Origin of the sequence: Streptomyces iakyrus (genome assembly GCF_000717055.1) — a bacterium.
In the GTDB taxonomy this organism is placed as follows: domain Bacteria; phylum Actinomycetota; class Actinomycetes; order Streptomycetales; family Streptomycetaceae; genus Streptomyces; species Streptomyces iakyrus.
Window position 1 is genome coordinate 164,603 of record NZ_JNXI01000001.1, and the last position, 14,216, is coordinate 178,818.

11 protein-coding genes are annotated in these 14,216 nt (G+C 72.0%); 5 read left to right on the top strand and 6 right to left on the bottom strand.

Going from position 1 to position 14,216, the window contains the following annotated elements:
- The first annotated feature begins 89 nt into the window (after positions 1–89).
- Both OO68_RS00735 and OO68_RS00740 read left to right on the top strand, forming a co-directional pair.
- On the top strand, positions 90–917 hold the full coding sequence (locus OO68_RS00735) for a DUF4097 family beta strand repeat-containing protein (RefSeq protein WP_033306105.1): 828 nt from the start codon (positions 90–92) through the stop codon (positions 915–917).
- 74 nt (positions 918–991) lie between these two features.
- A complete protein-coding gene (locus OO68_RS00740; RefSeq protein ID WP_033306106.1) occupies positions 992–2,428 on the top strand; it encodes a hypothetical protein in 1,437 nt (478 codons plus the stop codon).
- A 19-nt stretch (positions 2,429–2,447) separates the two neighbouring features.
- On the opposite strand, the gene OO68_RS00745 is transcribed toward OO68_RS00740, so the two are convergent.
- The 3 genes from OO68_RS00745 to OO68_RS00755 form a co-directional block, all read right to left on the bottom strand.
- Positions 2,448–3,602 (bottom strand): amidase domain-containing protein, encoded by a 1,155-nt coding sequence (locus OO68_RS00745; RefSeq protein WP_245236868.1) that lies wholly within the window; start codon positions 3,600–3,602, stop codon positions 2,448–2,450.
- A 134-nt stretch (positions 3,603–3,736) separates the two neighbouring features.
- Positions 3,737–5,014 (bottom strand): polysaccharide deacetylase family protein, encoded by a 1,278-nt coding sequence (locus OO68_RS00750; protein ID WP_033306108.1) that lies wholly within the window; start codon positions 5,012–5,014, stop codon positions 3,737–3,739.
- 57 nt (positions 5,015–5,071) lie between these two features.
- Positions 5,072–7,186, bottom strand: coding sequence for a transglycosylase domain-containing protein (locus OO68_RS00755; RefSeq protein WP_078625141.1), 2,115 nt, complete (start codon positions 7,184–7,186; stop codon positions 5,072–5,074).
- A gap of 293 nt (positions 7,187–7,479) precedes the next feature.
- Here OO68_RS00755 and OO68_RS00760 point away from each other — a divergent pair, with 293 nt between their 5' ends.
- Both OO68_RS00760 and OO68_RS00765 read left to right on the top strand, forming a co-directional pair.
- On the top strand, positions 7,480–7,701 hold the full coding sequence (locus OO68_RS00760; RefSeq protein ID WP_033306109.1) for an FmdB family zinc ribbon protein: 222 nt from the start codon (positions 7,480–7,482) through the stop codon (positions 7,699–7,701).
- A 57-nt stretch (positions 7,702–7,758) separates the two neighbouring features.
- The gene (locus OO68_RS00765; protein ID WP_033306110.1) at positions 7,759–8,550 is read left to right on the top strand and encodes a DedA family protein; all 792 of its coding nucleotides are present in this window, start codon (positions 7,759–7,761) and stop codon (positions 8,548–8,550) included.
- Here OO68_RS00765 and OO68_RS00770 read toward each other — a convergent pair.
- The 3 genes from OO68_RS00770 to OO68_RS00780 are packed head-to-tail and all read right to left on the bottom strand — an operon-like array spanning position 8,447 to position 13,051.
- On the bottom strand, positions 8,447–9,280 hold the full coding sequence (locus tag OO68_RS00770) for an HAD family hydrolase (RefSeq protein ID WP_033306111.1): 834 nt from the start codon (positions 9,278–9,280) through the stop codon (positions 8,447–8,449). The two genes, OO68_RS00765 and OO68_RS00770, sit on opposite strands and share 104 nt — an antisense overlap.
- Complete coding sequence (locus tag OO68_RS00775; RefSeq protein WP_051814225.1) at positions 9,280–11,853, bottom strand: phosphoribosyltransferase; 2,574 nt, start codon at positions 11,851–11,853, stop codon at positions 9,280–9,282. The genes OO68_RS00770 and OO68_RS00775 overlap by 1 nt, the downstream gene beginning before the upstream one ends.
- 31 nt (positions 11,854–11,884) lie before the next feature.
- Positions 11,885–13,051, bottom strand: coding sequence for an HpcH/HpaI aldolase/citrate lyase family protein (locus OO68_RS00780; RefSeq protein WP_033306112.1), 1,167 nt, complete (start codon positions 13,049–13,051; stop codon positions 11,885–11,887).
- A gap of 228 nt (positions 13,052–13,279) precedes the next feature.
- Here OO68_RS00780 and OO68_RS00785 point away from each other — a divergent pair, with 228 nt between their 5' ends.
- Positions 13,280–14,191, top strand: coding sequence for a TerD family protein (locus OO68_RS00785; RefSeq protein ID WP_033306113.1), 912 nt, complete (start codon positions 13,280–13,282; stop codon positions 14,189–14,191).
- Positions 14,192–14,216: the final 25 nt, after the last annotated feature.

The following is a 14,216-nucleotide window of genomic DNA, read 5'->3' on the forward strand; positions in this document are numbered from 1 at the left end:
GGAGTGGCCCGGATCCCCCGGCGGGCCCCGGATCCATACGGTCGTAGAGCGCACCGGAGCGCCCGTCGTCCGTCCAGGGGGAGACCGTCATGACCGCACGCACCGCCACCGTCCGCGCCACCGCCCTCACCGGTGCCGTCGTCGTGCTCGTCGCCGGGCTCAGTGCCTGCGGGGCGTCCGCCGGGGACGACACGGACCCCGACCGCCGGTCCTTCGGCCTCCAGGGCCGCACCCTGACCGTCGACTCGGACGACTCGGCCCTGGAGATCGTCGCCTCCGACGAGAACCCGGCCGGCACGATCGAGGTCACCCGGTGGTTCCAGGGCTCGGTCGTGGTCGGCAAGGAGCCCAAGGTCACCTGGGCGCTGCGCGACGACCGTCTGGTGCTGCGCCTGAAGTGCTCCGGCATCGTCGCCGACTGCTCGGCCAAGCACCGCATCGAGGTTCCCCGCGGCGTCACCGTCAAGGTCCAGGACGGCGACGGCACGGTTCACGCCCGGGGCTTCCGGGACCCCCTGAACATCCGCACCGGCGACGGATCCGTCCGCGTCACCGACACCACCGGCCCCGTGCAGGTGCGCACCGGCGACGGGTCCATCCGCGTCAGCGGCACCAGCGGTCCGCTGCGGATGCGCACCGGCGACGGTTCCATCCGCGCGGACGTCTCCTCCCGCGACGTCCGCACCCACACCGGCGACGGTTCGGTCCGCCTCGAACTCGGTGCCGTGCCGGACCGTGTCGAGTCCCGCAGCAGCGACGGCTCCGTGACCATCGCACTGCCCCGCGCCGCCTACCGCGTGACCACCGAGACCGGTGACGGCGGCGTCGACGTGTCCGTGCCCCGCGACGAGAGCAGCGCCCACCGGGTGTCCGCCCACACCGGCGACGGCAGCGTGACGGTGCGAACAGTGAACTGAACGGCCCGTGTGTTCGTCCTCTACCGGTGGGAGAATGACACCGGGCAGGGTGGACCACAGCACGGGAGAGGGATGTGACGGCGACACCAGGACAGCCGGACTCGCCGTCGGTGCCGCGCGCCCGTCGTCCGCGCCGCCGCAGCCCACGCGTCCCCGGGCCCCTCCGCGCCCTCGGGCCCCTCCGCGTCCCCGGGCCGCTGCGCGACATGCTCGTCCTGGCCGCACTCCCGCTGCTGGCCGCGCCGGCCCTGGCCGCCGCCTTCGCGGGCGGGGGCACCCGGCGCTGGTTCGGCGGCCGGGCCGAGAGCCAGCGGGCCGAGGCCCAGGCCGCGAAGGACGCCGCCGCCGCGGCGTTCTACGAGCTCGACACCGCCCAGCGCGACCTGCGCATCTCGATCGAGACGATCACCGCCGTCGACGACTCCCCCGCCGCCCGGCGGGCCGTCGCCGACTTCGACGCGCTGGGCCGGCGGATCGACGAGGCCAGTCACCGGTACATCAACGCCGTCGACGCCCACGATCTCGACCGCGACGACCTGGAGGCCTCCGCCGCGTCCCGCGCCCGCGGCGAGCTGACCGCCGCCAAGGAGGAACTCGGCCGGGTCAAGCAGGACCTCGACCGGTTCACCGAAGGTCTCGGCCCGCTCCTCGGCAAGGCGGAGACCCAGCTGGCCCGTCTCGCCCCCGCGGTCGAACGCGCCCGCCAGGCCCTGCTCGCCGCCTCCAACGCGCTGGACGCCGTACGGGCGTCGGGGCTCAGGGCGGACGACCTCGCCGCCCGGCTCGCCGCCCTTTCCCCGGAGCTCACCAAGCTGAACCAGGGCGCCGGGCAGCACGGCGTACCGCAGACCCTGGAGCGGGCCGAGCGGGTCACCCGCGAGGCCGAGGCGGTGCGTGTGGAGGCCGAGCGGCTGCCGGACCGCGCCGCCGAGATCGACCACCGGCTCGTCTCCCTGCGCACCCGCGCACAGGCCCTCACCACCCGCTCCGAGCAGGTGGAGCCGACCCTGAGCGAACTCCGGCGCCGCTTCACCGCGGCCTGCTGGCAAGACCTCCAGCACGTCCCGGAGGCGGCCGCCGAGAACGTCCGCCAGGCCGAGACGAGACTGGCCGAGGCCCGTGCCGCCCGCGGCGAACAGCGCTGGGCCGACGCGACGGCCCTGCTGTCGACCGTACGGGCCCTGCTGAACAACACCGACGAGGCCGTGTCGGCCGCCGGGGACCGCCTGCACCGCCTGAACGCCGTGCAGAAGGACCCCCAGCAGGAGATCGACCGCACCCGCTTCGCCATCCGCGACGCCCAGCGCCTCGCCATGGCCGGCCGCAACACCCCCGACCCGCGCCACGCCCGCCCCCTGGACGACGCCGTGGCCCGCCTGGACCGCGCAGTCGCCGGCCTCGAAGGCCGCCACCCCGACTACTGGCACTTCCTCACGGAGACGGAGGGCATCCGGCGGTCGGTGGCCCGGGTGGTGGACGGGATCCGTGAGGAGCGGGGGGCCGGACACTGAGCCCGGCCCCCGTCCGGACTCAGGTGCGGTAGGCGTAGTAGTACGCGTTCGGGTACGAGGCGACGATGCTCGCCACCGACCTGCGGAGCGTGTTGGTGGAGTGGTAGGTCAGGTACGGCACCCCACCGCTCTTGTACGTGACGATCATCGTGTGGTCCTTGGACCCGTCCCTGTCGAAGTCCACCTGGAGGACGTCGCCGACCTCCAGCTGGTAGACGTTGGCGAGCGGCGTGGTCCGCTTGGAGTTCTGGGCGAACCAGGACCACTCGTTGACGCCGATGAACGAGTGCGACTGGATGTCGGCGTTGCCGAACCACCTGGTGTAGTCGTACACGTAGCCGGGGACGTGCTTCCAGCCGCCCGCCTTCAGGGACTGGCTGACGAAGTTGGTGCAGTCGCCGCCGGCGCCGCGGCCGCTGAAGTCCGGGTAGTCCTTGTTGTAGGCGTTCCAGTGCTTCTCGGCGTAGGCCGCCATGGCCTTGTAGTCGTACGTCGTGCCGGTCTTCGGGGCGGCGGCCGGGTTGCGGGTGGTCGCCGCCCGCGGAGCGTTCGGCATGGTGTCGGCGGCGGCGGTCGCCTTGACGGGGGCCGGCTTGGACAGCGTGTTCACCGCGAGACCGCCCTGGTCGGCGTCGCGGATGCCGGTCAGCCGCCAGTCGCCCCGCCGGTCGGCCGTGAAGGTCAGTTCATGCCGGGCCTGGAATCCGGTGGTCTTCGGCGCGTTGCCGCGGGTCCGGGCGTAGGTCAGGGTCGTGGTCTCGGTGACCTCCGCCTTGGCCGTACGGCCCGTCACCCGCGTGGCGTTCAGGGTGACGGTGGTGCTGGCGTCGCGGTACGTCTCGCCGGCCTCGGCCAGCTTTTGCTTGCGCTGCCCCAGCGCGGACCGGGTCGCGTCCTCGGTGCGGGCGGTACCGGAGGACAGCGCGACGTCGCCGGAGAAGCCGTCGGTCAGCGGCTTGTCCGCGTCGGCACGCCCGCCGGCGACCAGGGCGTTGGTGCGGTCGGTGAAGACCGCGTCGGCCAGCCGCTGGAAGGTGGCCTTCGTCCGCGCGTCCACCGTCGGATCGTCGCTGACCGCCGCGCCCGCGCTCCAGTTGGGCAGCAGGGCGATTCCGGCGATGACCGAGGTGGCCGCGGCACCGACTATCGTGACGCGGCGTCGCGTCCCGCTCAATTTCCGTGATTTCACTGGTGTTTCCCCTCTTGCCCCGGCCAAAGGGTTGCCGGGGTAGGAGATCTTTGCATGGAATGTGTGACTACTGTGAAGGGTGTTGCGCCTGTTGATTTCAGGTCCCGATCACATTCTGATCACTTCACGACCGTCGACCAGTCGGGCGACTGTGCCGGGTCCAGGCCACGGAGCCGCTGCAGGGTGGCCGGCTTCTGCACGTCGAGCCAGTCGGCCAGTTCCCTGAAGGACACGCATTTGACGTCCTTCTTCGTGCACATGGCCTTGACGACGCGGTCGACGGCCCGCATGTAGATGCCGCCGTTCCAGTCCTCGAAGTGGTTGCCGATGAACAGCGGGGCCCGGCTGCCGTAGTACACGCGGTTGAAGCCGGACATGTAGGAGGCGACGGTCTGTTCCTCCCACTGGGGGTAGTTCGCCGGGTCGCCCTCGGTCTCACCCTCGGACTGGTTGTAGAGGAAGTTGAAGTCCATCGACAGGCCCTGGTACTTGCCGCCCTCGTAAGGGAGCATCTGGAGCGGGAAGTCCCATATGCCGTTCTTCTTGCGGGGCCATATCTGGAAGTCGCCCGCGGAGCTGGCGTCGTAGCGCCACTTGTAGTCCTCGGCGGCCTTCAGCAGGTTCTCCTGGCCCTCCAGGCAGGGCGCCCGGCCGCCGGTGACCTCCTTCCTGAAGTCGAACGGCAGCGGGTCGACGTCCCGGAAGCCGGTGTTGGTCTTCCACTTCTCGGCGAAGTCGTAGAACTGGTCGATCTCGCTCTTCCACTCCGCGACGCTCCAGTCGCCGCCGCCCTTCTCGCCGCAGAAGTGTCCGTTGAAGTGGGTGCCTATCTCGTTGCCGCCCTGCCACGCCTTGCCGAGCTGCTCCAGCGTGGTGCGGATGTGCTCGTCGGTGGCGAAGCTGATCGCCGCCGAGCCTCTGGAGTGCTGGGGCGGGGCGTAGAGGTCCTTCTTGCTCTTGGGCACGAGGTAGATACCCGTGAGGAAGAAGGTCATGTGGGCGTCGTACTCCTCGGCCAGCTCCCGGTAGTGCGAGAAGAGGCCGTCGTCGCCCTGCAACGCGCCGTCCCAGGAGAAGACGACGAACTGGGGCGGCTTCTGGCCCGGCTTGAGCGGCACCGGCTTCAACTGGTCCTTCGGGGGGCCGGTGTAGGAGGTGGAGCCGTCCCCGAGGACCTTCACCTTGCCGTCCCACTCGGGTTCCCGGTCCGGCTGCGCGGAGGGCTCCCTGCGGGTCCCGGAGGAGGCGGCCGGGGCGGTGGTGTCCGAGCCGGTCAGGATCAGGTAGCCCGCGACGAGGGACGCGACGACGAGGAGCGCCGCCAGGGCCAGGATCCCCGGGGGCACGCTGCGGCGGGAGGCGCGGGGTCGTCGGCGGCGGCCGGAGGGCGATTTCATGCGCGGCTCATTCTGCGAAGGGGGGTGGGGGGTACGAGGGCGGTGCCGGGCGGGGGGTCAGCCGATGCCGCGGGCACCGGACCAGATGCGGTACGGGACGCTGTCCCCCGGGGAGCCCGCGATGCCCTTCAGCGGGAGGGGTTCGAGACTCTTGCCGAGGTCGATGCGGTAGGCCACCACGGCCGTCGACACGGAGTGGGCCGTGCCGACGTACCAGGCGGCGGTGTCGTTCTGCGTGGTGCCGGTCTTCCCGGCCACCGCGGCGGCCGGGTCCGCCCCCGGGCGGGCGGTGCGGAAGGCGTCCGTGAGGGCGGACTGGACCGCGGCGGCCACGCTCGCCTTCACCGCGCGGCGGGAGGCGGGCTTGTCCAGCGCGATCCCGGAGCCGTTGCGGGTGATGCGGGACACCGAGTACGGCTCGACGTGCTTGCCGGCGGCGGCGAACGTGGCGTATCCGCTGGCCATGCGGATCGCGCTGGGCGTGGCACTGCCCAGGGACATCGCGGGCACCTGCGGGCCGAAGCTGGAGGGGAGCAGGCCGGCCCGCAGGGCGGTGGCCCGCACCCGGTCCAGGCCGGTGTCCATGCCGAGCTGCATGAACGGCGTGTTCACCGACAGGGCGAGCGCCCGGCCCAGGCTGATCCGCCCGTAGGACTTCTTGCCGTCGTTGTGGGAGGTGACCTGTTTGCCGCCGCGGTCCCAGTAGGGGCCCTCGGGTGTCCGGACGGCGATGCCGTCGTCCCCGTCGTACAGCGTCTGCGGGGTGACCTCGGTCGCGGCGCCGTCCCGGGTCTTGTGCACGCCGTTCTCCAGGGCGGCGGCGTAGACGAAGGGCAGGAAGGCCGAACCGGCGGGCACGGTGGTCGCGTTCGACTCGTTGTAGCCCTGGGTGCGGTGGTCGGGGCCGCCGTGGACGGCGAGGATCCGCCCGTCTGTGGCCACCGACGATGCGCCGAAGTGCAGGGACTTCGCCTTGGCCGCGTCCTTCTTCCGCGCCTGCTTGCGAGCCTCGGCGACGGCGTCGGTGAGCGCGCTCTCCTGCTTGCGGTCGAAGGTCGTGTAGATCTGGAAGCCGCCGAAGTCGAACTCCTTGTCCGAAAGGTGCGCCGCCTTCTTGGCGTACCGGGCGGCCAGTTCCACGAGGTAGTCGCTCTGCTTGCCGGTGTCGAACCCGGGCGCCCGCTTGAGCGGTTCGGGGAACTTCGTGTACCTGGCCCGCTCGGCCTTCGACAGGGTGCCGGTCTCGGCCATGCGGTCGAGGATCCAGGACCAGCGCTCCACCGCCCGGTCGTGGTTGGCCTGGCTCAGGGCCGGGTCGTAGAGCCCGGCGCCCTTGAGGAGGGAGGCGAGGAAGGCGGCCTCGCTGACGTCGAGGTCGCCGACGTCCTTGCCGTAGTAGGCCTGGGCGGCGCGCTGGATGCCGTAGGTGCCGCGGCCGAACCAGCTCGTGTTGAGGTAGCCCTCCAGGATGTCGTCCTTGCTCATCTGGTTGTCGAGCTTGAGGGCGAGCATGGCCTCGGTGAATTTGCGGCCGACCGAGCGGTCCTGGTTGAGGTAGACGTTCTTGACGTACTGCTGGGTGATGGTGGAGCCGCCCTGGGTCTCCCCCTGGCCGACGGTGCGCCACAGTGCCCGGCCGAGGCCGCTGAGGGATATGCCGGGGTCGCTGTAGAAGCTCGCGTTCTCCGCCGCCAGCACCGCGCCGCGGACGTCCTCGGGTATGTCCTTGAGGGGCATCGCCTGCCGCCGCACCCAGCCGGTGCGGGCCATGGGCGTCCCGTCGGACCAGAAGTAGACGTTGTCCTGCTGGGTGGCGTACGAGTTGAGGTTGTCCGGGATGTCGGTGGCGGCGTACGCGGAGCCGAGGAGGATGACGGTCAGGCCGGTGCACGCCAGCGCGGCGCCGAGCCCCTGCCGCCAGGAGGGTGCCCAGCGGCGCCAGCCCGCGCGGTCGGCGTGCGGGTAACGGGGCCGCAGGCGGCGGGCGTCGGACGCGACGCGGGCGACGAGCCGCGTCAGCCCCGGGCCCGCTGCGGGCAGACGGGACAGGGCGGAGGCACGGGGGGCCTTGCGCCGGCGGCGTGACCTGCCGCGGCCGCTGCCGTCTGGCGCCGTGCCGGAGCGCGTGGCCGCGCTGCCGGTGGCGGCCGGCTCGACAGCGCGCAACATCATGGTCTCGTCCGCGTTCAGGGAAGCGGGGACCTTCAACTGCACGGTCTCGTCCGATTCCCGCCCAGCCTTGGACACGGCTGCGTCTCCCTCCCGCTCACGGTGGTGCTCGCGCGGAAGGACATGGCTGCCGTGGTCGACGGCAGCGAGCCCTCACGTTCCCCCGCCCTTACGGCTTCTCGCGGCGTTCGAAAGTTACCAGCGGCCTTTACAGTTCCTCCACACCGGTACGGCAAGAGTGATCAAACGGAATCCGGAGGGGCGGCACTTCCGCCGTCGCGGACTAATCTGTCCCCATGCCTCGCTACGAGTACCGCTGCCGGACCTGCGGCGACACCTTCGAACTCAGCCGTCCCATGGCGGCGTCCGCCGACCCCGCGGCCTGCCCTTCCGGTCATGAGGACACGGTGAAGCTCCTCTCCACGGTCGCGGTCGGAGGCTCGGCCTCCGCCCCGGCTCCGGCGCCCCGCGCGGGCGGCGGCGGGGGCGGCTGCTGCGGAGGCGGCTGCTGCGGCTGACGCCGCTCCCGGGATTTCCTCAGGAGCCCTTCAGCTTCGGTTCCCTACCGTGGCGGCATGACAGCCATCGCAGCGGACGCCGGACCGCAGTGGGTCAACGACCTGATGGACGCGCTGGGCGCGCCGGGTGCCGGTCTCGCCATCGCCCTGGAGAACCTGTTCCCGCCGCTGCCCAGCGAGGTCATCCTGCCGCTGGCCGGGTTCGCCGCGAGCAGCGGCCGGATGAGCCTGCTGGCCGTCCTGCTGTGGACGACGGCCGGCTCGGTGATCGGCGCGCTCGCGCTCTACGGGGTCGGCGCGCTGCTCGGCCGTGACCGGACGGTGGCGATCGCGGGCCGGCTGCCGCTGGTGAAGGTCTCGGACATCGAGAAGACCGAGGCGTGGTTCCTGAAGCACGGCACCAAGGCCGTGTTCTTCGGCCGGATGATCCCGATCTTCCGCAGCCTCATCTCCGTGCCGGCGGGCGTGGAGCGCATGCGCCTGCCGGTGTTCCTGGGGCTGACCACCCTGGGCAGCGCCATCTGGAACACGGTGTTCGTCCTCGCGGGCTACTTCCTCGGCGCGAACTGGCACCAGGTGTCGGACATCGTCTCGACCTACTCGAAGGTGGTCCTGGCCGTGGCGGTGCTGGCGGTGGCGGCGTTCGTCGTCATACGGCTGCTACGACGCCCTGAAGGGGCGCGGGGAACTGCGCGAACGGCCACGACGGCGCCGCACCCGCACGACGACCAGGACACCCGAGTCCTCAGGCGCCCGGCTCAGGCCCAGCGCCAGCGCCCCGTACTGCCCCCAGAAACTCCCGCAGGATCCGCTCCCCGGCGAGGACACCCCGGTCGGGAAGCACCCTGATCGAGGGAGCCGCGAAGCCCGTGTCGGCCAGCTCCCCGTGACCGGGCCGCCAGCCCCGGTCCGCCGCGAGGAGCAGGTCGGTGTCGAGCAGCGAGTCACCCGCGGCGAGCGTGAGCTCGGCCCCGGTCCGCCGGGCGACCTCCCGCATCGCCGCGCTCTTGGTGAGCGGCTTGGGGACGGCATAGATCTTGCGGCCCTGGAGGGACACGGTCCAGCCGCGGTTCTCCGCCCACACCGCGAGTTCCTTCACCCAGTCCTCGTCGAGCAGCTCGCGCTCGACGACGAGGTAGGCGAACAGGTCGTCGGCGACGCGGTGCTTGCGCACCCAGACCGGGTCGGCGGCCCTGAGGAGGTGCTCCTGTACCTCGGCGAGCGGCGCGCACTGGTCGGCCAGCCGCGCGGTGACCTGTGCGTGCCAGTCGGGGTCGGAGACGCCGTCGACCATGAGGTGGCCGCCGTTCGCGCAGATCGCGTACGTGGGCTCCGGGCCCGGCAGGTTGATGCGCTGGTACTGCTTGCGCGTCCGGGTCGTCGTCGGCACGAACACGGCCGCGTCGCCCAGGTCGGTGAGGAGCCCGGCCGCCGTCTCCGTCATGTACGACAGCGGCTTGCTCTCGTGCACCTCGACGCACAGCAGCCGGGGCGCCCGCGCGTCCGGCATGGTGAGCGCCAGAGCGGCGGCGGAGTAGATCAGGGTGCGATCGAGGTCGCTCGCGACGAGGACGGGCATCAGACCGACACCGCCTTGCCGTCGGCGCCGGTCGCGCCCCGGGTGTACTTGGGGTGGATCAGGCCGACGCAGGTGTAGGGCAGTCCGTCGACCTCCTCGACGGGCACCCCGCGCTGCTCGGCCAGCAGGCGCACGTGGTCCAGGTCGCTGCCCGCCCCGGCGCGTGCCAGGACCTTCCAGGGCACGCGGCGGAGCATGACCCGGGTGGTCTCGCCGACGCCGGGCTTGACGAGGTTCACGTCGTGGATGGCGTACTCCTCGCTGATGCGCTCGACGGCGGCCCAGCCCTCCCAGGTGGGTGAGCGGTCGCTCGCGAGCAGTTCCTTGGCCTGGGCGCAGGCGGCGTCGGTGACCTCGGGGAAGCGGGCGGACACGGCGTCCAGGAAGGCCACCGAGACGTCGGTGCCGGCGAGTTCGCGGTAGAACTTCGCGCCGTGGAAGTCGTGCGGGCCGACGAGGTCCGCACGCAGCACGGTCCGCGAGATCAGGCCGGAGACGGTGGAGTTGAGGCAGGCGGAGGGGATGAGGAAGTCCTCGCGGGTGCCGTAGGTGCGGACGCAGGAGCCCGGGTCGGCCAGGACCGCGATCTCGGGGCTGAAGCCGGTGATGCCGTCGGACTTCTCGAACTCCTCCAGAGCCTGGGCGAGTTCGCGGGTGATGGCGCCCTTGCCGGTCCAGCCGTCGACGAAGACGACGTCCCGGGGGTCGTGGTGCCGGGCGAGCCAGCGCAGCGCGTTGGCGTCGATGCCCCGGCCGCGGACGATCGACACGGCGTAGTGCGGCAGGTCCAGACCGTGCCGGTGCTGGGCCCAGCGGCGCATGAGGATGCCGACGGGCGTCCCGGCACGGGCCAGGGAGACCAGCACGGGACGCGGCGACCGCTCCGCGAGGACCGTCTCGGTGACGACACCGACCGCCTGGGCGATCCGGGCCGCCGACTCCTCCAGCGCGGCGTGGAACAGCTCCTGGTACTCCTCGCTGGGCTGGTACTCCACGGGCAGCGACTCCGCGTAGTGCGCGCCGCCGCTCTGGATAGCCTCCTCGCGCTCCTCGGTCGGCGCCTCCAGCGTCACGTCCGAGAGGTCCTGGAGCAGCCAGCCGACCTCCTCGGGCGCGTACGAGGAGAAGGCGGGGCCGCGCAGGGGCTCGGGCAGCATGGAGGGCCTTTCGGGGGCGTACGACGGTATGACGGCGAGGAGGACCCGCGGCGTGTGCGCGGCGAGACGGGCCAGCAGACCGTCGGGCGCGTGCAGTGCGGGGGTGTCCCCGGCCGAGTCGACCACCGCGACGACGGCGTCGAAGCCGGCGCCGGCGACGTTGTAGGCGTAGCGCTCGCCGGGGCCGTCGGCGGGGTCGTCGTGGGCGGGGAAGGCCAGGCGGGTGCGTATCGCGTAGCCCGGGTCGTCGACGGCCAGGACGGGTGAGCGGGTGGTGGTGGAGTAGCGGACCTCGGTGCCGGTGGTCCGCTCCAGCTCGCGGGCGAGCCTGAGCGGGGCGTACATCAGCTCTTCGAAGCCGAGGATGTGGACGCGGCGGGCGTGGTCGGGCAGCGCGTCCGCCAGGCGGCGGGCCATCGCGGGGAGGGCGTCTTCCAGGAGCTTCCGATGCGCGGGGGTGAACCCGTGCCGGGCGCCGTCCGGCAGGCCGGCCGGCCAGTGCAGGTCGATGCGCGTGGTGTGGGGAGCGGTGCCGTTGTCGTCCGGCTGCGGGCCGGTGGGGGCTGGTCGCGCAGTTCCCCGCGCCCCTGAGGCGACGCCCTCAAGGGGCGCGGGGAACTGCGCGAGCGACCACGACGGCGCCGCACCCGCCGACAAGCTCTCCGACTCGTACCGCGCCACCAGCTCCTGCCCCTTCTCCAGCACCCCCTCCGGCAGCCGCACAGTCCCCGATGCCGCTGCCACGAGATCCACCCGCGCACCGATCTCCCCGGCGAATTCCGCGAGGCGCCCCGCGTCGGCCGACGACCGCATGTCGACCAGAGCGACCACGACATACCTCCGCCGCGGATACCGCCCATGAAGATCACGGACAGTGTTCAGCACCGTGTTCCCCGTGGAGAACTCGTCGTCGACCAGGACCAGCGGCCCGTCGCCCGTGAACAGCGCGGGATCTTCCGGCAGCAGCAGGTGCGACGTCGCGTGGGAGTGGGACTCCTCGAAGCCGCCGGCCGGGGTGACACCGGCGACGGGACGGCGCGTGGAGTGCAGGTAGGGCGCGAGGCCCAGCCCGTCGGCGACGGAGTGGCCGAGCCCGGTCGCTGTCTCGGCATAGCCGAGGACGACGGCCCTGCGGGCCTCGTCGTCGCCGAGCAGGTCCCGCACCCGGCGGCCGAGCTCGACTCCGTAGCCGTACACCACGGACGGCGACTGCGGCACGTGCTTGCCCAGGACGTTCGACACCAGCAGGTGGGCCCGCTTGGGGTTGCGGCGCAACGCCAGCCCCAGCAGGCCGGCCAGCCGGCCGTCACCGGCGAGTTCGACGCCGAGCCGCTCGGCGACCCAGCTGCCGGACCAGACGCCGTCCGCGCCGTCGCGCACCTCGCGGTGCTCCCCCTCGTTCACTGCCTTCTCCATGAACCCTTCGTATCCTCGAAAAGCTGTGCGGTCAGGCCGGCAGTCCCGCCGCCAGCAGTTCCACGAAGCCGATGTCCTGGTTCGCCACGCCGAAAACCTCGGCCCGCAGCAGGGTCCGCTCGGCCCAGGCCCGGTGCGGCTTCACCTCGTTCATCTTGTTCGTGTACGCCGATCTCAGCACACCCCCGCCGCCGCGCTCGGGGCGCAGGATGTCCTGGGCGTCCGTGAACTCCTCGTGGCTGACGACCGACAGGGCGTGCACCGGCAGGACGTGCGAGGGGTGGATGCAGGTCTTGCCCAGCAGTCCGTTGGCGTGGTCCAGGGAGATCTCCCTCAGCAGACCGTCCATGGCGTGCTCAATCAGCTTCTCGCGCAGCTCCGCGGCCTGCACCTCCAGGAAGGGGCTCTGCCGCAGCAGCGGCTTGAACATGCGCTCCTGGACCCGGAAGTACTCCCACACCGGGCCGGTGACGGTGAAGCCGGTCCCGTCGGCGCGGCCCAGCATGTTCACCACGTCGGCGATCACGGAGGCGACGATCTGCACGTCGTAGGCCGTCATGTCGGGGCCCCTGCGCAGCCCGTAGGAGGAACAGAAGTCCGTCACGCCGAGGCGCAGGGCGAGGACGCGGTCGCGGTACTTGTCGATGGCCCGGGAGATGCCCTCCAGGGTCTCCACGCGCGACTCCCGGTAGAGCAGCTCCGGGGACTCCAAGACGGGCATGGCGAAAAGGCGACGGCCGCTTTCGGCCTCGGCGGCGGCCAGGGCCTCCAGGAAGGGGATGCCGCGTTCCTCGGTGAACTTGGGCAGGACGAACCCGGACAGCAGCCGGACAGCGGGGCCGAGGCGTCGTACCAGGTCGGGGATCTGCTCGGGGGCGCGGACCCGGATGAACAGCAGCGGCGGGTCGGCGTCGGGCAGGGCGGCGAGGGCGGTGAGCTGGCGGACGAGGTTCTCCTCGCCGGGGCCGACGTCCGCGTCGTCGATCGAGTCCTCCAGGCACAGCACCATCGAGACCACACCGCGCGCCGCCTGCTTGAGGACGTCGTCGGCCAGGCGCGGCCGGGTGGCCGGGCTGTACAGCGTGGCGCCCAGGGCGACCGAGAGCAGCCGGGCCGGGGAGTCCGGGGTGAAGGCGCACGGCTCGCGGAAGAAGAGACGCTTCCGCACCTCAGGGGCGACGTGCCCGAAATGACGCATAAGACTCCCCCGTGGTGATGATGCGGCCTGCGAATCGATGAAAGGTGGCCGGTAATAGTACGTAGATGTCCATGTCACAGGTTCCCATGAGGCATGAATTTCAGGTAACGCGGGCAATCACAGCCAGTACCCGGCCATCACGACGGTAGTCCGCGACGGCCGTCTGCGCCGCTCGTGACCGGGGCCCCCGCGTTGTCGTGAGCAGGACCGAGAGGGCAGGATGACCGCATGACGCACGCCATGCTGAAGGGGTCGAACGTCCCGCTGGAAGCCACCACGGTGCGCGCCGTGCTGCGCTGGACACCGGGGCAGGGGGTTCCGGACGTCGACGCCTCCGCGCTGCTCCTCGGCCCCGACGGTCGTGTGCGCTCCGACGAGGACTTCGTCTTCTACAACCAGCCCCGGCACCCGGCCGGGAAGGTGTGGCGGCTCGGCAAGAAGCGGGTCGCCGAAGGCCTGACCGACACGATCCAGACAGATCTCACCGGTGTCGAGCCCGGGGTGAGCCGGATTCTGCTGGTCGCATCGGCGGACGGCGTGACGTTCGACCGCGTGCGGGAGCTGCGCATCCTGCTGTACGACGCGGCGGACACCGGCACCGAGGCGCTGGCGTACTTCGACGTCACGCCGGAGACGGGCGAGGAGACCGCGCTGATCTGCGGCGAGCTGTACCGGCGCGGGGAGGGCTGGAAGTTCCGGGCGCTGGGCGAGGGCTACTCGAACGGGCTGAAGGGGCTCGCGACCGACTTCGGCATCTCGGTGGACGAGTCGGAGGCGGCGGCCGAGGAGGCGACCACGACGGTCCCCGCGCCCCCCACCACGAACACGACCGCGCAGCCGACGACGGCGGGCGCCTCCCCGCAGTCCCCCGAGGTCTCCGCGCCGCTGCCCCCGGAGCAGCCGACCGCCGTGCCCGGACAGCCCGGCTACGGATATCCGCCGCCGCAGCAGCCGCCGGCGACGCAGCCGGCCTACGGCTACCCGCAGACCACCGGCCGGCCCGCGTACGGCTACCCCCAGGCACCGGCAGCGGCGGGTGCCGCGGGGGCGCCGACCGGCTACGGCTACCCGCCGCCGGTCACCGTACCCGACCCGGACTTCCGGCTGCCCCCGCAGGGCCCGCAGTTCGTCGGGCGCTGAGCGCAGCTGTGGGGCGGGGCCCGTC